The organism is unidentified bacterial endosymbiont, assembly GCF_918797525.1.
GTDB lineage: Bacteria > Pseudomonadota > Gammaproteobacteria > Enterobacterales > Enterobacteriaceae > Enterobacter.
The window spans coordinates 265,968-292,788 of the sequence record NZ_OU963893.1 but is presented as its reverse complement, the minus strand read 5'-3'; the positions used below and the strand labels follow the sequence as shown (position 1 = coordinate 292,788).

Genomic DNA, 26,821 nt, shown 5'->3' with positions numbered 1-26,821 from the left:
TCACCAGGGGAGATAACTATGCAGCGTTGCGGTTGGGTAAACCAGGATCAACTTTATATTGACTATCACGATCGGGAATGGGGTGTGCCGGAAACGGACGGCAAAAAGCTTTTCGAGATGATTTGTCTTGAGGGCCAGCAGGCGGGTTTGTCATGGATTACGGTGTTGAAAAAGCGTGAAAACTACCGCAACGCCTTTCATCAGTTTGATCCTGTCGCCGTCGCCGCCATGACCGACGAAGACGTAGAACGTCTGGTGCAGGATGCTGGCATCATCCGTCATCGCGGTAAAATTCAGGCCATCATCGGCAACGCACGAGCGTATCTCGCTATGGAGCAAAACGGCGAATCGTTCCCGGCGTTTGTCTGGTCATTTGCCGATACTCCCCCGCTCGTCACGCAAGCCGCGACGCTCGCGGAGATCCCGGCCTCTACCCCTGTGTCAGATGCACTGTCTAAGGCGCTGAAAAAACGCGGTTTTAAATTTGTCGGCTCCACTATTTGTTACGCCTTTATGCAGGCCTGTGGGCTGGTCAATGACCATATTACGGACTGCTTCTGTCACCCGGGGGGCCACCATGATCCGCACATGGCAAAGTGAAAATACTGAGCCGCTCCTGAGCTTATGGCTTGAAAGCACCATCCAGGCCCATCCGTTTATTGATGCAGGCTACTGGAAGGAGAGCGTAAGCACAGTGCGGGACGATTACCTTCCTGCCGCGCAAACCTGGGTCTGGGAGGAAGACGGCAAACTGCGCGGATTTATTAGCGTGATGCAGCCGCAGTTTGTGGGTGCACTGTTTGTCGCCACGCCCTTTATTGGGCGAGGGATTGGCCGCGCACTGCTGAAGCATGTTCAACAGCGCTTCCCCTGGTTAACCCTGGAGGTATACCAGAAAAACACCCGGGCGGTAAATTTCTACCATGCTCAGGGTTTTCGCATTGAAGACAGCGCCTGGCAAGATGAAACCCAACACCCGACGTGGATCATGAGCTGGCAGGGGGATCAAACGCCGTTAACCTGAGATCCGGCCCCTGATATTTCTCGACCCAGGCAAGCGCGGTATTTCCCGCACAGCCATTACCCAGCTTCGAGCTGGGGAGATCTTTGGTTAGCACATTGACCGCCCCGTTTTTGCAAATACCGCCGTTGCTGAGCGCCAGATCGGGCCATGCCCCCTGGTGAATGCAGATCACCCCCGGGCGGATCCCGTCGCTAACCACCGCCCCCGCCAGCACCTGTCCACGCGGGTTCCACACGCGTACCACGTCCCCCTGGACAATGCCGCGCGCTTTCGCATCGTCGATATGGATTGTGACTGGCTCACGTCCGCCCACGGCGTACAGCTCGCGCAAAGAGGAATAGTTAAGCTGGCTATGCAGACGATGCGCCGGATGGGCCGACAAGACCTGGAGCTGCTCCGCTTTGGCATTGCCATGCCATTCGTCTGGCTCCAGCCACGCCGGATGCGGCGGACAGTCGGCATACCCAAAGCTGGCGATGCGCTGGCTGAAAATGACAATCTTCCCGCTCTCGGTTTTCAGCGGATGGTTGTCCGGATCGCGGCGGAAATCCGCAAAACGAATAAACCGCGCGTTCTGCTCGCTTTCCGGCATTTCGAAAATGTCATTCGCTTCCCAGAATTGGCTAAACGGCGGTAACGTCACCCCCTGGGAAGCGCCCCGCTGACCGGCGATCTGGTAGAAGGTTTCCAGCCACTGCATGTCGGTTTTGCCTTCGGTGAAGCGCTCACGACCGCCCGCTTCCCACCGCTCGCTCAGTTCGGCAAAGATCTCCATATCATCACGCGCCTCATCGCGGGGGGGCACGACGCGCTTCATCGGCACCATATGCTGGTTGCTGTAGTCGCCGGTCATGGTGAGATCGTTGCGCTCAAACGAGGTAGTAGCTGGCAGAACGATATCGGCGTGCTTAGCCGAGGCGGTCCAGAAGCCTTCGGAGATCACCACCAACTCAGGCTTCTGCCAGGCACGGATCAGACGGTTGGTGTCCTGATGATGGGTAAAATTGGACCCACCAGCCCACCAGATAAAGCGAATGTCCGGGAAGTGGCGGTCCTGTCCGTTGTGCTGGTAAAACCCACCGGGATTTTCCAGGGCCTCGACGATACGCGCCACCGGGATTTTATCGACAGCATCAATACCGCCCTGCACCGAACCTTGCATAGAGGCCAGCACGGCGGCTTTGCGAGTAGGGTTGCCGCCGTTCGAGAAGTGATATGAAAGGCCAAATCCTCCGCCCGGCGTGCCAATTTGCCCCAGCATCGCGGCAAGCGTAACCAGCATCCAGTGCTTTTGCTCACCAAACTGCTGACGCTGCATTCCCCAGCCCGCCATCAGCATAGTGATGTTTTTATGAAAAATATCGGCCAGTTCGCGGATTTTACCCGCTTCAATACCACAAATGTCGGCGGCCCACTCTGCCGTTTTGGCGGTACCGTCCGCTTTGCCCGTCAGATAGTCAGCAAATGTGTCGAAGCCAGTGGTGCAACGCGCGAGGAAATCGCTATCCTGCCAGCCATTCTCGACGAGCGTGTGGGCAATACCCAGCATCATTGCCACGTCAGTGCCCATATGTGGCGCCAGCCACTCGGCGCTTTCGCCGAGGAAATCCAGGGTTTCTGAGCGCATCGGGTCAATACAAATGATGCGCTTACCGCTTTTACGTAGGGCGTCGAAATAAGGAATGCCCTGCTCGTCGCTGGCGTTCCAGGCAATTTTCAGCGTGTTGATCGGGTTGGCGCTCCACAGTACCACCACGTCAGTATGTTCCAGCACCAGCGGCCAGCTGGTCTGCTGCTGGTAAACCTCATTTCCCCCGACGACATACGGCATGATCGCCTGCGCCGCGCCAGTCGAATAGTCTCCCAGATGGCCTGTATATCCCCCGGCAAGGCTCATATAGCGCTGAAGCAACGTAGAGGCTTTATGCAGCACGCCGTTCGAGCGCCAGCCATAAGAACCGGCAAAAATGGACGATGGTCCGTAACTGTCGCGGATACGTTTGTGCTGCGCGTGGATAAGCGCCAGCGCCTGGTCCCAGCTCACGCGAACAAATTCATCCTGGCCGCGAATACCCTGCGGCGTTTCCGGCGACGCCAGAAACCCTTTTCGCACCATGGGCCAACGCACGCGGGTCTTGCTGTGCACCTGTTCGCGAACGACGGTCTGTAACGAGTTGGGATGTTGAGTGGGCAATGCCCCGCAGGATGAGAGAACATTCTCACCATCGGTTTCAACCCGTATCGGCCCCCAGTGGGCGGCGGTCAGAATAGTTTTCGTTGAGGTGCTCAAGCGTGCGCTCCTGATTGCGTGCAGGTTGACGGCCTTCTCATTGAGGCGGTTTATGGTTTGTGACAAATTTCAGCGTGATACGCTGAATTTTCTTCATCTCTGGACATCATAATCAACTGCCACGTGCGCTGAGGCAAAGAATAAAAAGGATTAAGGAAATAAGATGAAAAAACGCGTACCCGTTATTGCCGCTGTGGCTGTTTCTGGCTGTACAACAAACCCTTACAGCGATGCACGCGAACGGGCTAATTCGGAACAGCCCGGCGTCGTGGGGCAGCTACCCGGTCACTAGCCCTGTAGCTGGGTCTGACGGTACTTCAGGCTGACTACCGCCAGTGCCAGTACGATCAGCATAATACCACTGGCCCCGGATTCTCATCCAGTAGCCACCAATGGCCATCGAATTGCTCTTTTCAAAGACAGTCATGCTAAACCCATTAAGATGAGATTTTACTGCGGACACTATTCTCGCCATAAGGGCGAAAGCCCTTCGACGACTGTCGTGAAACAACCGCCGAAGGGCACTGTTGTAAAGATCAGCGACCTGGTAGAATGTAACGTTGTAATGTATGAAAGCAATTTCCGCATGATACTTTTGCCAACACCAAAACATTTCTGATATTCAGGTTATACCATTACATACTGAATGCCAGAACACCGTCTCAGACAACCCGCCCACTTCCAATGACTGTCTCGTTGTAAATGACGGAACAGATATAGAGTGAATTGTCCAAAGACTGCTGAGAGCGTGACTCATTCGGTACAGACGTTATAGTCTCTGGCAGAAATACCCTTGTCATGATATTCCTTCGGCATTAAGCAGCTAGCCAACGTTGATTTTCCCGCTAAGGTGTTGTCACGCACTCCAGGGACATCAGCGATGAACAAACCAACACGGGCCACTATCAGCGACGTGGCGAAAAACACCTGCTGTCCGATGCGCTACTGGCACGTATTGAGCAGGCGATTGCCGACCTCGACTACCGCCCCAGCATTATGGCGCGCGGCCTCAAGCGTGGCAGAACCCGTCTTATCGGGCTTATTATCGCCGATATCACCAATCCCTACTCCGTCAACGTACTCAGCGGGATTGAAGCTGCCTGTCGCGAAAAAGGTTTTACGCCGCTGGTCTGTAACACCAATAACGAGGTGGACCAGGAGCGGCATTCCCTGAAGCGCATTGGCCTGCACATGGCGCCGACCGGGTACGGCAGAAAGGCGGACAACATGCCATGCTTGCCGTCATTGCGCGGGCAAGGGCCGAGGGGGTTGAGATCCGCCGCGAACTGTTCAACAGCGCTGAGTTACAGGCATTACCTGCGCTGGGGGGCGACATCGAACAACTGGGCTGCTGGCGTCCGCCGCCCTGTTTATGCCTGATGGCATGCTCAATCCAGACCTTCCGCGCTATTTGCAAGAGGCCAGCGCCCTTAACGCCCTGTGGCTGAAAGTCTCGCTGGGGCATTTCAGCAATAATCAACCGCTGGAAACCTTGCGCACGTTGCTCATTGAAAGGGGCATGACGCTGGTGGTCGAGAACGACCAGACCAACTGCGGCCGACTGGCGCCAATGCAGCGCTTCGAAGCGGTCTGCCGTTGCGCCGGACCACGCCGATGCTCGCTGGCTGGCACTATTGGACCAGTTGCCGACCGAGGCCCGCGCGGCGTTGAATTCCCTCTGGAAGGGGACGATTTGAACGCCGTTACCCGTCATTACGTCAACCTGCTGCGTGAGACGTAAACCATGCAAAAAACGCTGGTGGTACATCATGCCAATCGTGTTTATCACGTACAGCCTGGCGTATCTTGATCGTGCCAACTTCAGTTTCTCATCTGCCGCTAGGATCACCGAAGATCTCAGGATAACCAAAGGGGTCTCCTCGCTGCTGGGTGCCCTTTTCTTCCTCGGCTACTTCTTCTTCCAGATCCCCGGCGCTATTTATGCGAAACGCCGCAGCGTAAGCAAACTGATCTTCATCTGCCTAATCCTGTGGGGCGGATGTGCGTCACTCACCGGTGTGGTGAACAACATTCCCGCGCTGGCCGCTATCCGCTTTATCCTCGGTGTGGTTGAGGCGGCAGTCATGCCTGCCATGCTTATCTACATCAGCAACTGGTTTACTCAGTCCGAGCGTTCCCGCGCCAACACCTTCCTGATCCTCGGTAATCCGGTCACGGTGCTGTGGATGTCGGTCGTTTCCGGCTATTTGATCCAGTCTTTCGGCTGGCAAGAAATGTTTATTATCGAAGGTGTGCCTGCGGTTATCTGGGCGTTCTGCTGGTGGGTGCTGGTTAAAGATAAGCCTGCGCAGGTGAAATGGCTTTCCGAAGAGCAAAAAGCGGCACTGCAGGCGCAACTGGATAAAGAGCAGCAGGGGCTGAAGGCGGTACGCAACTATGGTGAAGCCTTCCGTTCCCGCAACGTGATTCTGTTGTGCGCGCAGTATTTTGCATGGTGCATAGGCGTGTACGGTTTTGTGCTGTGGCGACCATCGATTATCCGTAGCGGTGGTGAAAATCTCGGCATGGTAGAGGTGGGTTGGCTGTCGTCCGTGCCCTATCTGGCCGCAACCCTCGCCATGATTGCCTGCTCCTGGGCCATGGGGGGAATAATTTCTGGGCTTCTTACACTCTTCTGGTGATTGCCGGCGCAGCCATGTACGCCCCTATGGTCCATTCTTTGCCATTATCCCGGAGATGCTGCCACGTAATGTCGCGGGTGGCGCAATGGCCTTGATCAACAGCATGGGCGCGCTGGGCTCGTTCTTTGATATCTTTATGGGGGTGGCACTTTTTGGCTCGGTGTGGCTTACTCTGATTGTTAAGCCTGATAATAATCAACAACACCCAGTGGGCACCCGACACGCCTGAACCCTTTAAATCAACGGAGATTAGCATGAAGCCGTCCGTCATTTTATATAAAGCGCTGCCCGACGATCTGCGAAAACGCCTGGAAGAACATTTCACCGTCACACAGGTGGAAAACCTTAGCCCGGATACCCTGGCGCAATATGCGGATGCGTTCGCCAGTGCCGAAGGGCTGCTGGGTTCAAGCGAAAAAGTAGATGCCGCTTTGCTGAAGAAAATGCCGAAGCTTCGGGCGACCTCAACCATTTCAGTGGGTTATGATAATTTCGACGTGGATGCCCTGAATGTCCGCAAAATTCTGCTGATGCATACCCCCTTCGCCCTGACGGAAACCGTGGCTGACACCCTGATGGCACTGGTGCTCAGCACCGCTCGCCGGGTGGTGGAAGTGGCTGAACGCGTTAAAGCTGGCGAATGGAACAAAAGCATTGGCCCGGACTGGTTTGGCGTTGATGTTCACGGCAAAACGCTGGGGATTGTTGGCATGGGCCGTATCGGTATGGCGCTGGCGCAGCGCGCGCATTTCGGCTTTAACATGCCTGTTCTGTATAACGCGCGTCACCATCACCCTGAAGCCGAAGAACGCTTCAACGCCCGCTATTGTGAACTGAATACCCTGCTGCAGGAAGCGGACTATGTCTGTCTGATCCTGCCGCTGACGGACGAAACCCATCATCTGATTGGCAAATCCGCGTTTAAAAAGATGAAGAAATCCGCCATTTTCATCAATGCCGGACGTGGTCCTGTAGTAGACGAAAAAGCGTTAATTGACGCGCTGCAAAACGGCGCGATCCACGCTGCAGGTCTGGATGTGTTTGAACAGGAGCCGCTGCCGGTAGATTCCCCGCTGTTAACGTTGCCAAACGTCGTCGCCCTGCCGCACATCGGCTCGGCAACGCATGAAACGCGCTATAACATGGCCGCTACTGCGGTGGATAATCTTATTGCCGCCCTGGAAGGACGCGTTGAGAAGAACTGTGTAAACCCGCAGGTACGACAGTAGAAATGAAAAAACCCGCCAGAAGGCGGGTTTTTGAATTTTTGCTACTGAGCTGGAAGCTTACAGGCTTACAACATTACCAGCTGCTGGGCCTTTAGCGCCGCTTTCGATGGTGAAGGAAACTTTCTGACCTTCGTCCAGAGATTTGTAGCCATCGTTCTGGATAGCAGAGAAGTGTACGAACACGTCTTTTGAGCCATCGTCAGGAGTGATGAAGCCGAAACCTTTATCAGCGTTGAACCATTTTACCAGACCAGTCATTTTACCAGACATAGAAATTACCTTATTAAAAATTTGTTTTGCCTTCCGGCACGATGGTTGCGTTACAGATTTTTAAGCGATGAAGGAAGGGTCACTACGAAGGGTATCTATGGATAACAATCTGGACTGCTTAACTAAACTGCTTTAGGTCTGTGTAACAAACCGACAGGCATAGTTATACCGATGTGGTAGAAGGATAGCAAGCTTTATTTTAAACGGGCATAAAAAACCCCGCTTTGCGCGGGGTTTTTTCTTAATCCGTTGCGGCGACTGCCGCACTCCACGCCTGACTAAAGGCCTGGTGCTGTGCTGCCAGCGGCCCAATCAGGGTATTGTACTGGCTCGCCTGCTGGGAAGTAGGGAACTGGATGCCGTTAGCAACGAAGCTCACCTGGGTCCCCTGTCCGGAGATAAAATCGCCAACCTGCACCAGTTGCTGCGTGAAGATCTGCGCGGCAGGGATCAACGGTTGCATCGCGTCAGACGGTTTGGTCACTACTTTCTCATACACCTTGTCGAAAACCGGTTTGAGATCGTCGCTCTGTTTCAGCGCGGAGCGCGAGGCATCGGCTTGCATCTTCGCATTCTGCAACTGCTGGCTCAGTACACCGAGCGCACCGTTAGACTGGCGCAGCGGTTCACGCTGGGTCATATAATCCTGTGGCACCCGGATGGCGTTAACGCTATCCAGCACGGGACGCAGACCGGAATCCATCGCCTGACTCACCTGCTGTGAATAACCATACAGAATGGCGTAATCAGACACGAAAGGACCAAACTGTTTTTTCTGATCCGCAGTCAGCGTAGGCAGACGCTCGCCGCTGCGCATCACTGTATTCTGTAGAAAATCGATAAACGCTTTGCGCTGATCGCCTTCTTTATCAAAACACCCACTCAGGCTAACCACCATCAACAACGCCGCAATAGGCGCAAACCAGCGAGAGCAGGACTTTCCTGTCGCCATTTTATTACTCCTTTCACCCAAAAAGCGCACACCGGCACACGCGTGCCCAACGCTGACAAGGATAGTCCAGGTCAGCCCGGCAAGATACTCTTTTCATGCAAAACGGGTAATGCCGTTTTACGTCTAACTATTTACAAAAAAATACCTGGCGAAACCAACATAGGGTTAATCAAGTAATTAGCATATCTGTTTTTGTAGCTGAAACGCGTAAAGCGATACTTACCGCACGATTAATCACCGCCGTGACGATCCTGCCTGCTTATTAATGACTATTCTTATATTGCTCTCTGATGTTCTTGATCCCTGTTTGTGATTTAAGAGGAGTTCTCAATGGAATATAAAGATCCTGAGTTTGAGCTGCTGAGCAGCCTGGAACAGATTATTTTTAAAGATGTCCCGCAGACAATTACTCTGCAACAAAAGCCCAACCCCTTTACAGAATTTGAGCAATTGCGCAAAGGGTCAGGCCTCAAAAATGACGAATTCGCCAGAGCAATGGGTGTCAGTGTAGCCATGGTGCTGGAGTGGGAGTCGAAACGTGAAAAACCTACGCCAGCTGAGCTAAAACTGATGCGTCTGATTCAGACAAACCCAGCGCTCAGTAAGCATATCGCGTAACACCGCGTTGTACGCCCCCGCCTCTGCGGGGGTTTATGTTTAACGCCACATCATCAGGCCAGTCGTTCCAACCCTGTCGGGTTCCGCCACCAGCGAGCCTGGCATCTCCAGTGGCGCAAGTCATACTACTATCAGAAGGCCCGTGCAAGCGAAGCGCCGCCGGGCACAGGGCAGGTTACTGCAGGAGCGAGATATCCGCCACGCGCAGGAACAGTTCGCGCAGTTTCTCGAGCATAGAGAGACGGTTAATACGCAGAGCTTTATCGTCTACGTTCACCATCACTTTCTCAAAGAAAGCGTCAATAACCTCACGCAGTTCAGCCAGTTCAACCAGCGCGTCCTGGTAACGGCCTTCTGCGAAATACGGTTCCAGCTTGTCGCGCAGTACCACGACCTGCATCGCGAGCGCGATCTCTTCTGGCTCTTTCAGCGTCGCGGCGTTAACTCGCTCGTTTAGCGTTTCGTCGGATTTTGCCAGAATGTTTGATACACGCTTGTTGGCCGCAGCCAGCGCAGAGGCCGCTTCCAGCGTACGGAAGTGAGAAACCGCCTTCATGCGCGCATCGAAATCTGCCGGGCGCGTCGGACGTCGCGCCAGTACCGCCTGAATCGTATCGACGGTGTAACCCTCGTCCTGATACCACGCGCGGAAACGGCCGAGCATAAAGTCGATCACCTCATCCACGACCTTCGCGTTCGTCAGCTTATCACCGTACAGACGTACGGCCTCTTCGGTCAGGGTCTGCAGGTCGAGGTTAAGGTTCTTCTCAACAATGATACGCAACACGCCGAGCGCAGCACGGCGCAACGCGAACGGATCTTTATCGCCTTTCGGATGCTGACCAATACCAAAGATACCCGCCAGGGTGTCCATCTTATCGGCGATCGCTACGGCGCAGGCAACAGGGTTAGACGGCAAATCGTCACCCGCAAAGCGCGGCTGGTATTGCTCGTTCAGTGCCACCGCCACATCTTCCGCTTCGCCATCGTGACGCGCGTAGTGCATCCCCATCACGCCCTGGGTGTCGGTAAATTCAAACACCATGTTGGTCATCAGGTCGCATTTGGACAGCAGGCCCGCACGCGTCGCATGGTTCACGTCCGCACCGATTTCACGGGCGATCCAGCCTGACAGCTCCGCGATACGGTCGGTCTTGTCGCGCAGCGTACCCAACTGTTGCTGGAACAGCACGGTCTGCAGACGCGGCAGGTTATCTTCCAGACGCTTTTTACGGTCAGTATTGAAGAAGAACTCGGCATCCGCCAGACGCGGACGAACCACTTTCTCGTTACCAGAGATAATCTGGCTCGGATCTTTAGAGTCGATGTTCGCCACGAAGATGAAGTTTGGCAGCAGCTTGCCGTCGTTGGCATATACCGGGAAATACTTCTGGTCACCTTTCATGGTGTACACCAGCGCTTCTGCCGGAACGGCCAGGAATTTTTCTTCAAACTTCGCGGTCAGTACGACAGGCCATTCAACCAGCGAAGTCACTTCTTCCAGCAGACTTTCGCTCAAATCAGCGTTACCGCCAATCTGGCGCGCCGCAGCTTGCGCGTCGGCTTTGATTTTGGCTTTACGCTGTTCATAGTCAGCGATCACTTTACCGCGCTCCAGCAGGATAGCTGGATACTGGTCGGCATTGTCGATGGTGAACTCCGGCTCGCCCATAAAGCGGTGACCACGGATCACGCGATCGGATGCCACACCTAAAATAGTGGCAGGAATAACGGTATCGCCCAGCAGCAGCGTCACGGTGTGAACCGGACGCACAAAGTGAACATCCGACGCCCCCCAGCGCATCAATTTTGGAATCGGCAGCTTAGCCAGCGAAGTCGCAATCATGTCCGGCAGCAGCGCTTCTGCGATCTCGCCTTTGACATGGGCACGATACAGCAGCCATTCGCCTTTGTCCGTGGTCAGGCGCTCGGCCTGGTCAACGGTGATACCGCAACCACGCGCCCAGCCCTCTGCCGCTTTGCTCGGCTTGCCTTCAGCGTCGAACGCCTGGGCAATCGCCGGGCCACGCTTTTCGACTTCGCGATCCGGCTGAGATCCAGCCAGGTTCGCCACTTTCAGGGCCAAACGGCGCGGTGCGGCAAACCATTCAATTTTGCCGTGTGCCAGGCCAGCGTTATCCAGCTCAGCGGTCACGTTCGCAGCAAAAGACTCCGCCAGGCTGCGCAGGGCTTTTGGTGGCAGCTCTTCAGTGCCGATTTCCACCAGGAAAGTTTTCTCAGACATGGCCGCCTCTTATTTGTTTCGGTTGCACATCGGGAAGCCAAGGGCTTCACGGGACGCATAGTAAGCTTCTGCAACGGCTTTAGTCAGGGTACGAATGCGCAGAATGTAGCGCTGACGTTCCGTCACGGAGATGGCTTTGCGGGCGTCCAGCAGGTTGAAGCTGTGGGCGGCCTTCAGAATACGCTCGTAAGCAGGGAGCGGCAGCGGCGTATCCAGCGCCAGCAACTGCTGCGCTTCTTTCTCGTACTGCTCAAAGCAGGTGAACAGGAAGTCTACGTCCGCGTATTCGAAGTTATAGGTGGATTGCTCCACTTCGTTCTGATGGAAAACGTCGCCGTAGGTGGTTTTACCCAGCGGGCCGTCGCTCCAGACCAGGTCGTAAACGCTGTCTACGCTCTGAATATACATGGCCAGACGTTCCAGACCGTAGGTGATTTCACCCGTAATCGGTTTACACTCCAGACCGCCAACCTGCTGGAAGTAAGTGAACTGCGTCACTTCCATCCCGTTCAGCCACACTTCCCAGCCCAGACCCCAGGCACCCAGCGTTGGGTTTTCCCAGTTATCTTCCACGAAACGAATGTCGTGAATGGTGGGATCCAGACCCAACTCTTTCAGTGACCCAAGGTACAGTTCCTGAATATTGTCAGGCGATGGCTTAATGACGACCTGGAACTGATAATAGTGCTGCAGTCGGTTCGGGTTTTCGCCGTAACGGCCATCGGTTGGACGACGGGATGGCTGCACATAGGCGGTCGCCATTGGCTCCGGCCCCAACGCGCGTAAGCTGGTCATCGGGTGTGAGGTGCCTGCGCCAACTTCCATGTCCAAAGGTTGAACAATGGTGCAGCCCTGACGAGCCCAGTAATCCTGTAAGGTCAGGATCAGGCCCTGAAAGGTATTGGTATCAAACTTTTGCATAATATTTCGTGCTGGATACGTGTGGTTTCAAAAGGAAGGGATCAGTATACCCGCTGGCTGCAAGATATACAGTACGAAACGGGGTTGTTTAGGCAAAATTAGAAAATAAGCCTTTCAGCCAGAACGGCAGAAGCGTCTGGCTGCTGATTATGCGAGCACGTTAGCGCATCGAGAGATGCAAAAACTGGCCGTCCGCATCAAAAGAACAGACAAAGCCCTCTTTACGGGATGTATAGCCCTGCAGCTCATAGCTCCCCTGGAAGCGCTCAAACCCGGTGACATCAATTTTCTGAACAGCGGAGTTATAACGGTGGGCCGCCCGGTCTTTGCAGATTTGCTCCATATTCAGCGAACGTTCCGGGCTCACTCTGCCCTGCTGGGCTTTTTGCGCAGGAGCGTCCTGCGACGCACTGCATCCTGCAAGCGTTAGCAGCAGAAAGAGGGGTGCGACTCGCTTTGTCATCATTTTGGTTACCGCCCTGCCCAATGGCTGTTATTTTTAGTATCTACACTTTTATAGATTATGGTCAGGCATTCTGCGAATCTCTCGGCCTTCACACAAGCCTGGGTAATCAATCTCAGATTTTTCCATAGCAAGACTTTTACACAATAACAGTCACACTCTCTTTACAGGGAATAAGAGGAACTGATGCAGTCAAAAATTAACTGGATTGATAATCTGCGAGGAATAGCTTGTCTGATGGTGGTGATGATCCACACGACGACCTGGTATGTCACAAACGCACACAGTATCAGCCCCGTTAACTGGGATATCGCCAATATTCTCAACGCCGCCTCGCGGGTGAGCGTGCCGCTATTCTTCATGATTTCTGGCTTTCTTTTTTTTGGTGAACGCAGCGCCCAGCCGAGGCATTTTATCCGCATCGCTGCGTGCCTGGGGTTCTATAGCACCGTCGCTTTTCTTTATATCACCCTGTTCACCTCGATTAACGCCGGGCTATCGCTTACGTATTTACTGCAAAAGCCGGTGTTCTACCATCTGTGGTTTTTCTTCGCCATTATCGTTATTTACCTGGTTTCACCGCTCATTCAGGTCAAAAATGTCAGCGGTAAAATGCTTCTGGCGCTAATGGTGGTGATTGGCGTAGTCGCAAACCCGAATACGCTTTCGCAGGAAATTGACGGCTTTGAATGGCTGCCGGTTAACCTCTACATCAACGGCGATACCTTTTACTACGTTGTGTACGGCATGCTGGGACGCGCCATCGGCATGCTGGATACCCAAAAACGCGGGATGAACGCGCTGTGCGCAGTCTTGTTTATCATCGGTGTAGCGGTGATTTCACGCGGGACGCTGCATGAGCTGCAATGGCGCGGTAATTTTGCCGACACCTGGTATCTGTACTGCGGCCCAATGGTGTTTATCTGCGCGGTATCGCTACTGACGCTGGTCAAAAACACCCTAAACGCTCGCCCACTGCCCGTACTGGGGTTTATCTCGCGCCACTCTCTGGGGATTTACGGTTTTCATGCGCTGGTGATCCATGCCCTGCGCACCCGGGGCGTTGAGCTGAAAAGCTGGCCGGTGCTGGATATTGCGTGGATTTTCATCGTTACGATTGCCCTGAGCCTGCTGCTGTCGATGCTGCTGCAGAGAGGATCGATACGCGCCGCTTCGTGAGCTGACGAACCGCTGACGGGCGCGGTGAAACTGGCGCGGGGAGGAAAACCCCGCCGCCAGTGACGCTTGCTCGACGCCACGGCCCTGCAATAGCCACTGTTCAGCCACCGCCAGCCGCAGTTGCTCAAGATAATCCCGGACGCTTATCCCTAAATGCGCCTGAAAAAGCCGGGTTAAATGGCGCGGACTAACGTGCGCCTGCTCTGCGATATCCGGGACATTCCATGCCTTTTGCGGCTCGGCGGTCAGGGCATCCTGAGCACGGTGGATAGCAGGATGAATATGATTACGATAGCGTAACCAAGGGGATAGCTGCGGATCCTCGCCGGACCGGCGAAACCAGACCACCATCTCCCGCGCCACGGCCAGCGCTTTTTCCGGCCCGCACAGGCGGTTAATCATATGCAATGCCAGATCGATGCCCGATGTAATCCCGGCGCTGGTCCAGATATTGTCATCCTGAACAAAAATGCGGTTTTCTTTAATCATTGCCGTGGGGGCAGCGCGGCGCAACCGGCTGATTACATCATGATGGGTCGTGCACTGTCTGCCATTCAGCAGGCCTGATTTCGCCGCCAGCAGCGCCCCTGAACACACGCACATCAAGGTAATATCCGCACGCTGGATCTGTGGCTGCAGGCGCATAAGCCAGTGCTGAATGCGATGCGTCAACGGCGTCGAGAACTGATAGCTGGAGTCACTCACGCCAGACAGCACCAGCAAGCTTCCCTTCGGCAACGTTTCCGGCAGCGGCTGGATGCCGCTCATCGTCAGGCCAATAGAGGTTGAGACGTCCGGTTGCGGGCCAATGAAATGCAGGCGAAATGCCCCGCCCGCCAGCGAAAAGGTCTCTGCCGGGCCGGTCATATCTAGTGACAATATTCCTGGCTGCATGACAAACCAGACGTCGATACTCATTAAAGTGACTCCAGCGTCTCCACTACGGTTTTAATGTCGGCAAACCGCCCGTCCAGCACCGTTTCAGTACGATGGCGCAAATCATCCGCGCTAAGGGCGATCACCTTGTGCGTCATCGGAAACGTCAGCGTCGCCTCACCCACAAAGGTCACAGCATAGCCCAGATCGCAGGCCACCCGTGCCGTTGTTTCGCAGCACTGCTCGGTGCGGATGCCACACACTATTAGGCGGTTGATATCACGTTCGCGCAGCCAACGGTCAAGCCCCGTATCGGTAAACGCATTGTGAACGTGCTTGTGAAATATAACGGCAGGCTGATGACATAAAAAGGCCATGGGCTTGACGTAGCCACTTTGCAGTGAGAAGGGGCCGTCTTCATCCACATGAAAAATATCGACCACAGGAATACTACGCGACGCGCAGCCTTCAATCAGACCCAGCATCGCCTGTTGAAAGGCGGGTGTATCCTTCTCCTGCCAGTAATCGCGATGCTGGAAAGACTGTTGGGTATCGATGTTGAGTAAAGCAGTGCGTGACATGATGGTACTCCTCGCCAGTGGGTATGATCTTATCCTGGCGAGGACTTGAGCGCACGAACAGACCAAAAAAGGACATCCTCGTGCCGCTTCCGGACAATCGATTTTATGACATTAACGGCAGTAGCTGCTGGTAGATTTTGCGGAACACGCCGCGTCTTTCTGCGTAATTCGTATGCCGAGTGGCATCAGGCAAATGTGCCTGTTCCAGGGCAAGCTGCGGCAACAGGTGTGAAAGCGGCGTGTTTGGGTTCACGGCTATCTGCGCCAGTCGCGCTGCGCCGAGGGCTGGCCCAACATCACCACCCGTGCGATAGTCCAGCTGTAAACCGCTGATATCGGCCAACATCTGCCGCCAGTAGCTGCTGCGTGCTCCGCCGCCAATGAGCGTAATGCTTGCGGGTTTAAGACCGCAGTCGTGGACTACGTCCATCCCATCCGCCAGGGCGTACCCCACCCCCTCCAGAACCGCGCGCGCCAGTTCGGCGGGGCCATGCTGATGCGTTAGGCCAAAGAACGCCCCTTTCGCTTCCGGATTGTTGTGCGGCGTTCGTTCGCCGGAAAGATACGGTAAGAACCAGACGGGACCCGCGTTTTCATCCGCGTGCTGAGCGGCTGCAATCAGTGCTGTCACATCAGCCATCCCGGTGAGCTTCGCTGCCCAGTCGAGGCAGGACGCCGCACTCAGCATGACCGACATCAGATGCCATTTCCCAGGGAGCGCATGGCAGAAACTGTGTACCGCGCTTTCAGGATTGCTGCGATAGCCGTCGCTGACGGCAAAATAGACGCCAGAGGTGCCCAGCGAGAGCATGGCCTGACCGGCGTCAACCATCCCGACGCCCACCGCACCGGCCGCGTTATCGCCGCCTCCGGCAACCACCGGCACGGCAGGCATATTCCAGCGCTTTGCAATGGCTGGCTGCAACGTTCCGGTAATTTCACTGCCTTCGAAAAGTTCAGGCATATGCTCGCGTGTCAGGTGGCAGGCATCAAGCATTGCCTCGCTCCAGTCGCGCTTCGCCACGTCGAGCCACATCGTGCCTGCGGCATCTGACATATCGCTGGCGAAATCACCCGTCATGCGAAAGCGCAAATAATCTTTTGGCAGGAGCACCTTCGCCACCTGGCGGAAAATCTCCGGCTCATGGCGTTGTACCCACAGCAATTTCGGCGCGGTGAAACCCGGCATCATCAGGTTACCGGTGATCTCGCGGGAGGCAGGTAGGCGCTCCTCAAGGATGGCACACTCTTCTGCGCAGCGGCCATCGTTCCAGAGGATCGCAGGGCGCAATACGCGATGCTGGTTATCCAGCAACGTTGCGCCATGCATTTGTCCGGCAATCCCCAGCGCGTTAACGTTTCGCAGACTGTGTTGTTCGCCTAGCGCTGTGATTGCACGATCCGTCGCCTGCCACCACTGCTCCGGGTCCTGCTCCGACCATAGCGGATGCGGACGTGAAACCTGTAGTTTTTCTGTCTGCGTTGCTAACACGTCGCCCTGCTCGCTGAGCAGGATGGCTTTCACGCCCGATGTGCCAAGATCGATCCCGATATACATTCGGTGACTCCTTTAACCAAAATGCCCGATGGCGCACAGCGACCGGGCCTGCGTTGTACTCAACTATCTGCTAGTTATTGAACAGATAGTGATTGACCAGGTTTTCCAGCAGTTCCTGATGCCCGCTCTGGTGTTGCGGAGCCAGTTGATGGTGTTCAGCGTACTTCGCGATATCCGCAAGTGATAACTGCCCTTTCAGAATTTGCTGGCCCAGCTCACTGTTCCAGCCGCTATAACGCCGGGCAACGCGCTTATCCAGCGCTCCGTCTTCAATCATACGCGCCGCCACCTTCAGCGCCAGCGCCAGGGTGTCCATCGCGCCAATGTGGCCGTAGAACAGGTCGTATTTATCGGTGCTTTGACGACGGACTTTGGCATCGAAGTTCAGGCCGCCCGTCGTGAAGCCGCCCGCTTTGATAATTTCGTACATCACCAGCGCGTTCTCCTCTACGCTGATTGGGAACTGGTCAGTATCCCAGCCAAGCTGCGGATCGCCGCGGTTTGCATCCACAGAACCGAAGATGCCCAGCGCAATCGCCGATGCAATTTCGTGATGGAATGAGTGCCCGGCAAGCGTCGCGTGATTGGCCTCAATGTTCACTTTGATCTCTTTTTCCAGACCAAACTGCTTCAGGAAGCCGTACACGGTTGCCACATCGTAATCGTACTGGTGCTTGGTCGGCTCCTGAGGTTTTGGTTCAATCAGCAGCGTGCCGCGGAAGCCAATTTTGTGCTTATGCTCAACAACCATCTGCATAAAGCGGCCAATCTGCTCACGCTCCTGACGCAGGTCGGTGTTCAGCAGCGTTTCATAACCTTCACGTCCGCCCCACAGTACATAGTTCTCACCGCCGAGCTGGTGCGTTGCGTTCATGGCGGTGACGACCTGAGTCGCCGCCCAGCTAAACACTTCTGGATCCGGATTTGTTGCCGCACCCGCGCCATAACGTGGGTTGGTGAAGCAGTTAGCCGTGCCCCAGAGCAGCTTAACGCCGCTTTGCTGCTGTTTTGCAGCCAGCACATCCACCATTTGCGCAAAGTTGTTCAAATACTCTTTCAGGGAAGCACCTTCCGGCGAGACATCCACATCATGGAAGCAGTAGTACGGTACGTTCAGCTTGTGGAAGAATTCAAAGGCGACATCCGCTTTGCGCTTCGCCCGCTCAATGGCCTCACCCGGCTGCTGCCATGGACGGTCAAAGGCACCCACGCCGAACATATCGGCTCCGTTCCAGCAGAAGGTATGCCAGTAGCAGGCGGCAAAGCGCAAATGATCTTCCATGCGCTTACCCAGCACCAGCTCATCCGGGTTGTAGTGACGAAATGCTAAAGGATTGGTCGTTTTCGGGCCTTCGTAACGAACACGATCGAGTTGGTCGAAATAAGCTTGCATATTGAGCTCCATAATCAGGGTATGCGGCGAGTCATAGAAACAAGAGTAATAGTGAATACACATTCGAGGTTGCTCAATTACGTTATTTCACACTGCTATTGAGAGAATGCACAACTGTGCGCTGGCTCGCAAAATACTGTGCAGACGAACTATTTTTCGGCACAGATTCCAGATTCACATGTAATTAATAAGTTACGTATTTTAAAATCCGATCGCGGTCATAAATTCAGAAATAAACGAAATATCATAACGAGAAGATAAAAATCTGTAATTGCCAGCAGGCCTTTCCACGTTAAAAATTTGCTGCGTCTCAGCAGTGAATGTTTCTTTTATCTCGACATCACCTACCCCTACAAAAAGGCCAAATAATTATGAAGATAAAGAACCTGTCCCTTACACTCTGCACTACTCTTCTGCTTGCAAGCTTCGCCGGGCATGCTAAAGAGGTCAAAATCGGCATGGCGATAGACGACTTACGCCTGGAGCGCTGGCAAAAAGATCGCGATATCTTTGTGAAAAAAGCGGAATCACTGGGTGCAAGCGTGTTTGTTCAGTCGGCGAATGGCAACGAAGAGACGCAAATGTCGCAAATTGAGAATATGATCAACCGCGGCGTCGATGTGCTGGTCATTATCCCGTACAACGGTCAGGTATTAAGTAACGTGGTGAAAGAAGCCAAACAAGAAGGGATAAAAGTTCTGGCCTATGATCGTATGATTAATAACGCGGATATTGATTTTTATATTTCGTTCGATAATGAAAAAGTCGGTGAATTACAGGCTAAAAGTCTGATCAACAAAGTGCCTCAGGGAAATTATTTCCTGATGGGCGGTTCACCGGTTGATAACAACGCCAAATTATTCCGCGAAGGACAGATGAAAGTCCTTAAGCCGTATATTGACGCCGGCAAGATTAAAGTGGTTGGCGATCAATGGGCTGACGGCTGGCTGCCAGAAAATGCACTAAAAATTATGGAAAACGCCTTAACCGCCAACAACAACAAAATTGACGCGGTTGTCGCCTCTAACGATGCCACCGCAGGCGGCGCCATTCAGGCGTTAAGCGCCCAGGGCCTGGCGGGGAAAGTGGCTATTTCGGGCCAGGATGCCGATCTCGCAGGGGTAAAGCGTATTATTGCGGGGACACAAACCATGACGGTCTACAAACCCATTACCGAGCTTGCTAATACGGCCGCGGACATTGCCGTCGAGCTGGGTAATGGCCAGCAGCCCAAAGCAGACGCCTCCCTGAACAATGGGCTCAAAGATGTTCCATCTCGTCTGCTAACGCCTCTTGAAGTCAATAAAGAGAACATTGATGCCACCGTGGTGAAAGACGGCTTCCACAAGAAAAGCGATCTGTAAACCAGCGCTGCCCCTGCCCTGTGGGGGCGCACTGACTTGTCCTGTTCTTACCTGGGTCACGTGGAGCAGCTATGTCTTATTTACTTGAAATGAAAAGTATCACCAAAGCCTTTGGCGCCGTGAAAGCGGTCGATAACGTGAGCCTGCGGTTAAACCCTGGCGAAGTGGTTTCACTGTGCGGGGAAAATGGCTCAGGCAAGTCAACGTTGATGAAAGTGTTGTGCGGGATCTATCCGTACGGCAGCTACGACGGCGAGATCGTCTTTGCAGGTGAGGTCATCCAGGCCACCCACATTCGCGATACTGAACGCAAAGGCATCGCCATCATTCACCAGGAGCTGGCGCTGGTGAAGCATCTCACTGTGCTGGAAAATATCTTCCTCGGGGCCGAGATTTCGCGCCATGGCGTGCTGGATTACGACACCATGACGCTGCGCTGCGAAAAACTGCTGGCTCAGGTTAGCCTTGCGATTTCACCTGATACCCGCGTGGGAGAGTTAGGCCTGGGTCAACAACAGCTGGTGGAGATTGCCAAGGCGCTAAACAAACAGGTGAGGCTGTTGATCCTTGATGAGCCGACGGCTTCGCTCACCGAACAAGAAACAGCCGTCCTGCTTAATATTATTCGCGACCTGCAAAACCACGGTATCGCCTGCATTTACATCTCGCACAAACTCAATGAGGTCAAAGCCATTTCGGACACGATCTGCATCATCCGCGACGGACAACATATCGGCACCCGTGACGCAGAGGGCATGAGTGAAGATGACATCATCACCATGATGGTGGGACGCGAGCTTACGGCACTCTACCCGAATGAACCTCACACCATTGGTGAAGAGGTACTACGCGTGGAAAACATGACCGCCTGGCACCCTATAAACCGTCACATTAAGCGCGTTAATAATATCTCCTTCTCACTCCACCGGGGAGAGATCCTGGGGATTGCGGGCTTAGTCGGCGCCGGGCGCACCGAAGCCGTGCAGTGCCTTTTTGGCGTATGGCCAGGCCGCTGGGAGGGCAGCGTTTATATCGACGGCCAGTCAGTGAAAATCAATACCTGCCAGCAGGCGATTGCCCGTGGAATTGCCATGGTCCCGGAAGATCGCAAAAAAGACGGCATCGTGCCGGTGATGGCCGTGGGTAAAAATATTACCCTGGCGGCGCTTAATCAGTTCTCCGGGGCGCTAACGAGCCTGGATGATGCCGCCGAGCAGCAGTGCATTCTTCAGTCGATTGCCAGGCTCAAGGTCAAAACATCCTCTCCTGAGTTGGCCATAGGACGTCTTAGCGGTGGCAACCAGCAAAAGGCGATTCTGGCTCGCTGCCTGCTCCTTAACCCACGCATCTTAATCCTCGATGAACCGACCCGCGGAATTGATATCGGCGCGAAGTATGAAATCTACAAGCTGATTAACCAGCTCGTGCAGCAAGGGATTTCCGTCATCGTCATTTCATCTGAACTACCTGAAGTGCTGGGCCTGAGCGACCGTGTGCTGGTCATGCATGAAGGAAAATTAAAAGCCAACCTGAAAAACCAGAACCTGACGCAGGAGCAGGTGATGGAAGCCGCTTTAAGGAGCGAACGTCATGTCGAAAATCAATCCGTCTGATATCAAAGCCGCTGTTCCAGCGCCCGGCGCGTTCGCGGGGCTAAAAGCGCTTAACCTGCAGATTTTTGTGATGATCGCGGCCATTGTCGTCATCATGCTGTTCTTTACCTGGATGACCGATGGCTCATATCTGAGCGCGCGAAACATCTCTAACCTGCTGCGCCAGACCGCCATTACCGGCATTTTAGCAGTGGGGATGGTGTTCGTGATTATCTCTGCGGAAATCGACCTGTCGGTAGGCTCGATGATGGGTCTGCTCGGCGGCGTGGCGGCGATATTTGACGTCTGGCTCGGCTGGCCGCTGCCGCTGACTATTGCCGTAACCCTGGTGCTGGGTCTGGTTTGTGGAGCCTGGAATGGCTGGTGGGTAGCCTACCGTAAAGTGCCCTCGTTCATCGTCACGCTGGCCGGGATGCTAGCCTTCCGCGGGATACTCATTGGCATCACTAACGGTACCACCGTTTCCACCACCAGTGCGGCCATGTCGCAGATTGGCCAAAGCTACCTCGCTGATGGCGTGGGCTTTACGATTGGCGTGATAGGTCTGATGGCATTTATCGGCTGGCAGTGGCGTGGACGTTTGCGCCGTCAGGCGCTCGGGCTGGCCTCGCCTGCATCAACATCTACGGTGGGGCGACAGGCGCTCACCGCGGTAATTGTGCTGGGGGCCATCTGGCTTCTTAACGATTATCGCGGCGTGCCGACGCCCGTCCTGCTGCTGGCGCTGTTATTGCTGGGGGGGATGTTTATGGCTACGCGCACTGCATTTGGTCGCAGAATTTATGCCATCGGTGGCAACCTTGAGGCAGCACGCCTGTCGGGTATCAACGTGGAGCGTACCAAACTCGCCGTCTTTGCCATTAACGGCCTGATGGTCGCCATTGCCGGGTTGATCCTCAGCTCGCGTCTGGGGGCCGGTTCTCCGTCCGCCGGTAATATCGCCGAGCTGGATGCGATTGCCGCCTGCGTTATTGGCGGTACCAGCCTCGCTGGCGGTATCGGCAGCGTAGCCGGAGCCGTGATGGGCGCATTTATTATGGCTTCGCTGGATAACGGAATGAGTATGATGGACGTTCCGACATTTTGGCAGTATATCGTCAAGGGGGCCATTCTTCTGCTGGCAGTCTGGATGGACTCAGCCACCAAACGACGCGCCTGAGAACAGTATCGTGACTTTAATGGGAAAGTAAGCCATGTTTGAAAAGCGTCACCGCATTACGTTGTTATTCAATGCCAACAAAGCCTACGACCGCCAGGTGGTGGAGGGGGTTGGCGAATATTTGCAGGCGTCGCAATCCGAATGGGACATCTTCATTGAAGAAGATTTTCGCACCCGGCTGGAGAACATTAAAGACTGGCTGGGCGATGGCGTTATCGCTGATTATGACGATCCTGTTATTGAGCAATTGCTGACAGACGTCGACGTTCCCATCGTGGGCGTCGGCGGTTCTTACCATGCGCCGGAACATTATCCCCCGGTCCACTATATCGCTACCGATAACCACGCTCTGGTCGAAACCGCCTTTTTGCATTTGAAGGAAAAGGGGGTTCACCGCTTCGCCTTCTACGGTTTACCCACCACCAGCGGAAAGCGCTGGGCGATGGAGCGCGAGTACGCGTTTTGTCAGTTGGTAGCGCAGGAGAAGTATCGCGGGGTGGTCTATCAGGGGCTGGAAACTGCCCCTGAAAACTGGCAACACGCTCAGAATCGTCTGGCCGATTGGCTGCAAACGCTGCCGCCCCAAACCGGGATTATTGCGGTAACGGATGCTCGCGCCCGCCACGTGCTGCAGGTTTGCGAACATTTGCATATTCCGGTGCCTGAAAAGCTGTGCGTGATTGGCATTGATAACGAAGAGCTTACCCGTTATCTTTCTCGCGTGGCGCTCTCTTCGGTGGCTCAGGGGACACGTCAGATGGGCTACCAGGCCGCAAAGCTGCTGCACCGCCTGCTGGATAACGAATCCCTTCAGCTTCAGCGCTTGCTGGTTCCCCCCGTTCGGGTGGTAGAACGCCGCTCGACGGACTATCGCTCTTTAAGCGATCCTGCGGTTATTCAGGCCATGCACTACATTCGCAACCACGCCTGTAAAGGGATAAAAGTCGATCAGGTGCTGGATTCTGTCGGCATCTCCCGTTCGAACCTGGAAAAACGTTTTAAAGAGGAAGTGGGCGAAACCATTCATGCCGTGATACATGCAGAAAAGCTGGAGAAAGCGCGCAGCTTGCTGATATCCACCTCGCTGTCGATCAACGAAATCTCGCAGATGTGTGGTTATCCCTCGCTGCAGTATTTTTACTCGGTGTTCAGGAAAGAGTACGACACCACACCAAAAGAGTATCGGGAACGCCACAGTGAGGTATTGATATAGAAAGCAAAACGCCTTCCAGCGGAAGGCGTTCTCAGGAATTACATATGTGCTGCAATTAAGCGTTGGTTATCCTGGTACATCGCAAACAGATAGTTGTTATAGCGCTGCCCTTGTGTGGAATAGCCTTTAAGCTTGTGGATCATCGCGCTCGCCGTCACTTCCTGATCCGCTTTACGCAACTGAGCGCGAGACTTACGGAACGACGCATAGGCCGGGTGGGTATTCAGATTCACCACATAGGCATTCACGGAATCTTTAACAGATTCAAACTGTGAGTAGCCTTTCACTTTGCCAGGCGCGTTACTGCAGCGACCTTTCGCACATTTCATGCCGAACAGGTTATTGTTATTGCGCGCCAGCTTCGAGGTCCCCCAGCCACTTTCGGCTGCGGCCATCGTCGCGACCATACTGCCTGGAATGATATCTACACGCTCTAACAGTGTGTTCCACGGCACACGACGCGTGTTTCCGTTCCAGCTAACTTTATAGCGTTTGGAGATTGCTTTCAGGCGCGTGCGCTCAGACGGCGACCAGCGGCTATCGTACTGTTTTGAAATCAGCCAGTTGCGATCCGCCGTAATCGCGGAATTTTGACTCGTTATGTAAGGCATTACCGTCCGGAGAAACGCTTTTTTTCTTGGCGTCCCGGAAGGGTATTTTCGCAAATCAGGAAGTGAACGACTCTTTGCACTATTGCGAGAATACTCTTGTTTACTGCTAACCTTACTACTTGTCGTCTTTATGACGTGGGCTTTTTTACTCGTTGTGTCCGTGTGCGTCTTTGCAAGCACCTCACCCGAAAATGCCAGGGTGAGTAACATGAGTATCGCAGCCCCATATCGTCGAATGGGAGTCGATATCATTAAGTCTCCTGGTCGGATATAAACATTCCAACACCTTATTTTTTCACAATATTGAGAGCGGAATCTCAAATCATAGCAAAAATAGACCTCAAGAGCACGTCCAGAAATAGTCCAATTCCGAAACCATGTCATCCGAAAGATGCTCAATGAAGCGTGATTTCATAAAAAAAACGTGCGCGATATCGCAGATAACAGCCTAATTTTGCGCGGGATCACTCATCCCTTCGCATCCTCCTGGTAGAAAGCCCCAGAGGATGAGTTTTTCCTTATGCCGTAATGGCAAACTGGTTAAAAATGCCGCGACAGGAAAATGGGATGAAACGCACTGCATTCGCTTATCTGATGTTACCCGCACTGGCACACGCAGGCTGGTCATCACCGGGGTTTAGCGTTTTTAGTGCTGAAGGAAGCGGGATCTTTACCAGTCAGGCCCAGCTTTCGAAGGGTACGCGTCCTCTAACGCTAAGTTTTGACAACGCGTGCTGGCAACCAACAGAGGCGATAAAACTCAATGAAATGCTTTCGCTGAAACCCTGTAAGGGCGCCCCGCCGCAATGGCGTCTTTTCCGCGATGGTGAGTACCAGATGCGTATTGATACCCGCTCCGGTACGCCGACACTGATGCTGACGATCCACAGCGTAGCCGATAAACCTGTCGCAAACGTTACCCGCCAGTGTCCGAAGTGGGACGGCAAACCGCTCACGATGGACGTCAGCCATACCTTCCCGGAAGGCTCCGTGGTGCGCGATTTCTACAGTCAGCAGACCGCGACGGTTACGAATGGAACAATCACCCTACAGCCTGCCGCCAACAGCAACGGTCTGCTGCTGCTTGAACGTGCCGGGACTGACAAACTCGCCCCGTTTAGCTGGCAGAATGCCACCGTCTATTTTGTCCTCACTGATCGCTTTGTTAATGGTAACCCCGCCAACGACAACAGCTATGGACGGCATAAAGATGGCATCCAGGAAATTGGCACCTTCCACGGAGGCGATCTGAAAGGACTTGCCAGTAAGCTTGATTATCTACAGCAACTGGGGGTTAACGCACTCTGGATAAGCTCCCCACTGGAGCAGATCCACGGCTGGGTTGGCGGCGGTACAAAGGGGGATTTCCCCCACTACGCCTATCACGGCTACTACACCCAGGACTGGACCAGGCTTGATGCCAATATGGGCACCGAAGATGATTTACGGCATCTGGTCGACGAAGCCCACAGGCGCGGCATCCGTATTCTCTTTGATATCGTCATGAACCACGTGGGTTATGCAACGCTTGCCGACATGCAGGAGTACCAGTTTGGTGCCTTGTACCTGCGGGGTGATGAGCTGAAAAAAACGCTGGGTGAACGCTGGACGGACTGGAAGCCGGACGCAGGGCAAAGCTGGCACAGTTTTAACGATTACATCAACTTTAGCGACAAAGCGGCATGGGAAAAATGGTGGGGTAAAAAGTGGATCCGTACCGACATCGGCGACTACGACAACCCAGGCTTTGACGACCTGACCCTGTCGCTGGCCTTTTTACCGGATCTGAAAACAGATTCCACAACGCTTTCCGGCTTACCTCATTTTTATCAACATAAACCCGATACAGAAGCGAAAGCTCTCCCCGGCTACACCCCACGCGATTACCTGACCCATTGGCTAAGCCGGTGGGTGCGGGAATACGGCATCGATGGTTTTCGCGTCGATACGGCTAAACACGTCGAGCCTGAAGCATGGCAGCAGTTAAAAGACCAGGCAAACCAGGCGCTGGCTGCGTGGAAAGCCGAGAATCCGGATAAAAAGCGCGACGATGCGCCATTCTGGATGACCGGGGAATCCTGGGGCCACGGCGTTATGCAAAGCGATTACTACCGCCACGGATTCGATGCGATGATCAACTTCGACTATCAGGAGCAGGCGGCTAAAGCGGTAGATTGCCTGGCCGATATCGATATGACCTGGCAGCAAATGGCGGATAAACTGCAAAGCTTTAACGTCCTCAGCTATCTCTCATCGCACGATACACGCCTGTTCCGCGAAGGGGGCCAACGTGCCGCTGAATTGCTGTTACTGGCACCGGGCAGCGTACAAATCTTCTACGGAGATGAATCTGAGCGCCCGTTCGGCCCAACGGGCTCGGACCCGTTACAGGGAACCCGCTCGGAGATGAACTGGCAGGACGTAGCGGGCAAACAGGCTTTAACCGTCGCCCACTGGCAGCGTCTGGGACAGTATCGCGCTCGCCATCCGGCGATTGGCGAAGGCAGGCAAACCACGCTGTCCCTGAAGGAAGGGTACGGCTTTGTGCGTGAGCATAATGGCGATAAAGTGATGGTCGTGTGGGCAGGAGATCGGTAGACATGTATACCCCCCCTCGCCC

19 protein-coding genes and 6 pseudogenes are annotated in these 26,821 nt (G+C 54.3%); 14 read left to right on the top strand and 11 right to left on the bottom strand.

The features are described from left to right. Nucleotides 1-18: 18 nt before the first annotated feature. Both tag and NL510_RS01385 read left to right on the top strand, forming a co-directional pair. Nucleotides 19-600: a DNA-3-methyladenine glycosylase I gene (gene tag, locus NL510_RS01390; protein ID WP_253380997.1), complete on the top strand. Its 582-nt coding sequence runs from the start codon at nucleotides 19-21 to the stop codon at nucleotides 598-600. Beyond that, entirely contained in the window at nucleotides 578-1,024 is a 447-nt protein-coding gene (locus NL510_RS01385; protein WP_253380995.1) for an N-acetyltransferase, read from the top strand. Before tag ends, NL510_RS01385 begins: the two co-directional genes overlap by 23 nt. Here the strand turns inward: NL510_RS01385 and NL510_RS01380 are convergent. Beyond that, nucleotides 987-3,314: a molybdopterin guanine dinucleotide-containing S/N-oxide reductase gene (locus tag NL510_RS01380; RefSeq protein WP_253380993.1), complete on the bottom strand. Its 2,328-nt coding sequence runs from the start codon at nucleotides 3,312-3,314 to the stop codon at nucleotides 987-989. The genes NL510_RS01385 and NL510_RS01380 overlap by 38 nt on opposite strands. A 163-nt stretch (nucleotides 3,315-3,477) precedes the next feature. Between NL510_RS01380 and NL510_RS22965 the strand changes: the two are divergent. The 5 genes and pseudogenes from NL510_RS22965 to ghrB all read left to right on the top strand — a co-directional run. After that, nucleotides 3,478-3,600, top strand: a pseudogene (locus NL510_RS22965) (OmpA family lipoprotein); the annotation flags it as partial. A gap of 629 nt (nucleotides 3,601-4,229) precedes the next feature. Further along, nucleotides 4,230-4,487: pseudogene (locus NL510_RS01370) on the top strand (LacI family transcriptional regulator); the annotation flags it as partial. Between the two features lie 59 nt (nucleotides 4,488-4,546). Continuing rightward, nucleotides 4,547-5,055, top strand: a pseudogene (locus NL510_RS01365) (hypothetical protein). 28 nt (nucleotides 5,056-5,083) lie between these two features. After that, nucleotides 5,084-6,185 (top strand): annotated as a pseudogene (locus NL510_RS01360) (MFS transporter). A gap of 25 nt (nucleotides 6,186-6,210) precedes the next feature. Then, nucleotides 6,211-7,185, top strand: coding sequence for a glyoxylate/hydroxypyruvate reductase GhrB (ghrB, locus tag NL510_RS01355; RefSeq protein ID WP_253380991.1), 975 nt, complete (start codon nucleotides 6,211-6,213; stop codon nucleotides 7,183-7,185). A 57-nt stretch (nucleotides 7,186-7,242) separates the two neighbouring features. Here the strand turns inward: ghrB and cspE are convergent, their stop codons facing one another. Together cspE and NL510_RS01345 are read right to left on the bottom strand one after the other, a co-directional pair. Further along, nucleotides 7,243-7,455 (bottom strand): transcription antiterminator/RNA stability regulator CspE, encoded by a 213-nt coding sequence (gene cspE / locus NL510_RS01350; protein ID WP_032615822.1) that lies wholly within the window; start codon nucleotides 7,453-7,455, stop codon nucleotides 7,243-7,245. A gap of 241 nt (nucleotides 7,456-7,696) precedes the next feature. Beyond that, complete coding sequence (locus NL510_RS01345; RefSeq protein WP_253380989.1) at nucleotides 7,697-8,407, bottom strand: DUF3053 domain-containing protein; 711 nt, start codon at nucleotides 8,405-8,407, stop codon at nucleotides 7,697-7,699. Nucleotides 8,408-8,737: 330 nt separating this feature from the next. Between NL510_RS01345 and NL510_RS01340 the strand changes: the two genes are divergently transcribed. Then, a complete protein-coding gene (locus tag NL510_RS01340) occupies nucleotides 8,738-9,025 on the top strand; it encodes an HTH-type transcriptional regulator (RefSeq protein ID WP_253380987.1) in 288 nt (95 codons plus the stop codon). A 175-nt stretch (nucleotides 9,026-9,200) separates the two neighbouring features. Here the strand turns inward: NL510_RS01340 and glyS are convergent, their stop codons facing one another. From glyS to NL510_RS01325, 3 genes are all read right to left on the bottom strand, one after another. Continuing rightward, nucleotides 9,201-11,270, bottom strand: coding sequence for a glycine--tRNA ligase subunit beta (gene glyS / locus NL510_RS01335; RefSeq protein ID WP_253380985.1), 2,070 nt, complete (start codon nucleotides 11,268-11,270; stop codon nucleotides 9,201-9,203). A 9-nt stretch (nucleotides 11,271-11,279) separates the two neighbouring features. Next, a complete protein-coding gene (glyQ, locus tag NL510_RS01330) occupies nucleotides 11,280-12,191 on the bottom strand; it encodes a glycine--tRNA ligase subunit alpha (protein WP_253380983.1) in 912 nt (303 codons plus the stop codon). Nucleotides 12,192-12,351: 160 nt separating this feature from the next. Continuing rightward, on the bottom strand, nucleotides 12,352-12,657 hold the full coding sequence (locus tag NL510_RS01325) for a YsaB family lipoprotein (protein ID WP_253380981.1): 306 nt from the start codon (nucleotides 12,655-12,657) through the stop codon (nucleotides 12,352-12,354). A 183-nt stretch (nucleotides 12,658-12,840) separates the two neighbouring features. On the opposite strand from NL510_RS01325, the pseudogene NL510_RS01320 reads away from it, so the two are divergent. After that, nucleotides 12,841-13,838: pseudogene (locus tag NL510_RS01320) on the top strand (acyltransferase). On the opposite strand, the pseudogene NL510_RS01315 reads toward NL510_RS01320, so the two are convergent. The 4 genes and pseudogenes from NL510_RS01315 to xylA all read right to left on the bottom strand — a co-directional run. Then, nucleotides 13,834-14,751, bottom strand: a pseudogene (locus NL510_RS01315) (GlxA family transcriptional regulator); the annotation flags it as partial. The pseudogenes NL510_RS01320 and NL510_RS01315 sit on opposite strands and share 5 nt — an antisense overlap. Then, nucleotides 14,751-15,290: an isochorismatase family protein gene (locus tag NL510_RS01310; protein ID WP_253380977.1), complete on the bottom strand. Its 540-nt coding sequence runs from the start codon at nucleotides 15,288-15,290 to the stop codon at nucleotides 14,751-14,753. The pseudogene NL510_RS01315 and the gene NL510_RS01310, both read right to left, overlap by 1 nt. A gap of 103 nt (nucleotides 15,291-15,393) precedes the next feature. After that, nucleotides 15,394-16,848 carry a xylulokinase gene (xylB, locus tag NL510_RS01305; RefSeq protein ID WP_253380975.1) on the bottom strand — a complete coding sequence of 485 codons (1,455 nt, stop codon included), beginning with the start codon at nucleotides 16,846-16,848 and terminating at the stop codon, nucleotides 15,394-15,396. Between the two features lie 70 nt (nucleotides 16,849-16,918). Beyond that, a complete protein-coding gene (gene xylA / locus NL510_RS01300; protein WP_253380973.1) occupies nucleotides 16,919-18,241 on the bottom strand; it encodes a xylose isomerase in 1,323 nt (440 codons plus the stop codon). Nucleotides 18,242-18,612: 371 nt separating this feature from the next. Between xylA and xylF the strand changes: the two genes are divergently transcribed. The 4 genes from xylF to xylR all read left to right on the top strand — a co-directional run bounded on the left by xylF (nucleotide 18,613) and on the right by xylR (nucleotide 23,590). After that, entirely contained in the window at nucleotides 18,613-19,605 is a 993-nt protein-coding gene (xylF, locus tag NL510_RS01295; protein WP_253380971.1) for a D-xylose ABC transporter substrate-binding protein, read from the top strand. Nucleotides 19,606-19,676: 71 nt separating this feature from the next. After that, the gene (locus NL510_RS01290) at nucleotides 19,677-21,218 is read left to right on the top strand and encodes a xylose ABC transporter ATP-binding protein (protein WP_253380969.1); all 1,542 of its coding nucleotides are present in this window, start codon (nucleotides 19,677-19,679) and stop codon (nucleotides 21,216-21,218) included. Further along, nucleotides 21,196-22,377, top strand: a complete 1,182-nt coding sequence (gene xylH / locus NL510_RS01285) for a xylose ABC transporter permease XylH (protein WP_253380967.1) — start codon at nucleotides 21,196-21,198, stop codon at nucleotides 22,375-22,377. The genes NL510_RS01290 and xylH overlap by 23 nt, the downstream gene beginning before the upstream one ends. 34 nt (nucleotides 22,378-22,411) lie before the next feature. Further along, nucleotides 22,412-23,590 (top strand): D-xylose utilization transcriptional activator XylR, encoded by a 1,179-nt coding sequence (xylR, locus tag NL510_RS01280; protein ID WP_253380965.1) that lies wholly within the window; start codon nucleotides 22,412-22,414, stop codon nucleotides 23,588-23,590. 38 nt (nucleotides 23,591-23,628) lie between these two features. On the opposite strand, the gene NL510_RS01275 is transcribed toward xylR, so the two are convergent. Further along, on the bottom strand, nucleotides 23,629-24,453 hold the full coding sequence (locus NL510_RS01275) for a protein bax (RefSeq protein WP_253380963.1): 825 nt from the start codon (nucleotides 24,451-24,453) through the stop codon (nucleotides 23,629-23,631). A gap of 315 nt (nucleotides 24,454-24,768) precedes the next feature. Between NL510_RS01275 and NL510_RS01270 the strand changes: the two genes are divergently transcribed. Then, on the top strand, nucleotides 24,769-26,799 hold the full coding sequence (locus tag NL510_RS01270) for an alpha-amylase (RefSeq protein WP_253380961.1): 2,031 nt from the start codon (nucleotides 24,769-24,771) through the stop codon (nucleotides 26,797-26,799). Nucleotides 26,800-26,821 lie beyond the last annotated feature (22 nt).

Bases quoted from the DNA above. Each gene is read 5' to 3' on its own strand.
- tag (WP_253380997.1), top strand. From the start codon at position 19: ATGCAGCGTTGCGGTTGGGTAAACCAGGATCAACTTTATATTGACTAT.
- NL510_RS01385 (WP_253380995.1), top strand. From the start codon at position 578: ATGATCCGCACATGGCAAAGTGAAAATACTGAGCCGCTCCTGAGCTTA.
- ghrB (WP_253380991.1), top strand. From the start codon at position 6,211: ATGAAGCCGTCCGTCATTTTATATAAAGCGCTGCCCGACGATCTGCGA.
- cspE (WP_032615822.1), bottom strand. From the start codon at position 7,455: ATGTCTGGTAAAATGACTGGTCTGGTAAAATGGTTCAACGCTGATAAA.
- NL510_RS01345 (WP_253380989.1), bottom strand. From the start codon at position 8,407: ATGGCGACAGGAAAGTCCTGCTCTCGCTGGTTTGCGCCTATTGCGGCG.
- NL510_RS01340 (WP_253380987.1), top strand. From the start codon at position 8,738: ATGGAATATAAAGATCCTGAGTTTGAGCTGCTGAGCAGCCTGGAACAG.
- glyS (WP_253380985.1), bottom strand. From the start codon at position 11,270: ATGTCTGAGAAAACTTTCCTGGTGGAAATCGGCACTGAAGAGCTGCCA.
- glyQ (WP_253380983.1), bottom strand. From the start codon at position 12,191: ATGCAAAAGTTTGATACCAATACCTTTCAGGGCCTGATCCTGACCTTA.
- NL510_RS01325 (WP_253380981.1), bottom strand. From the start codon at position 12,657: ATGATGACAAAGCGAGTCGCACCCCTCTTTCTGCTGCTAACGCTTGCA.
- NL510_RS01310 (WP_253380977.1), bottom strand. From the start codon at position 15,290: ATGTCACGCACTGCTTTACTCAACATCGATACCCAACAGTCTTTCCAG.
- xylB (WP_253380975.1), bottom strand. From the start codon at position 16,848: ATGTATATCGGGATCGATCTTGGCACATCGGGCGTGAAAGCCATCCTG.
- xylA (WP_253380973.1), bottom strand. From the start codon at position 18,241: ATGCAAGCTTATTTCGACCAACTCGATCGTGTTCGTTACGAAGGCCCG.
- xylF (WP_253380971.1), top strand. From the start codon at position 18,613: ATGAAGATAAAGAACCTGTCCCTTACACTCTGCACTACTCTTCTGCTT.
- NL510_RS01290 (WP_253380969.1), top strand. From the start codon at position 19,677: ATGTCTTATTTACTTGAAATGAAAAGTATCACCAAAGCCTTTGGCGCC.
- xylH (WP_253380967.1), top strand. From the start codon at position 21,196: ATGTCGAAAATCAATCCGTCTGATATCAAAGCCGCTGTTCCAGCGCCC.
- xylR (WP_253380965.1), top strand. From the start codon at position 22,412: ATGTTTGAAAAGCGTCACCGCATTACGTTGTTATTCAATGCCAACAAA.
- NL510_RS01275 (WP_253380963.1), bottom strand. From the start codon at position 24,453: ATGATATCGACTCCCATTCGACGATATGGGGCTGCGATACTCATGTTA.
- NL510_RS01270 (WP_253380961.1), top strand. From the start codon at position 24,769: ATGAAACGCACTGCATTCGCTTATCTGATGTTACCCGCACTGGCACAC.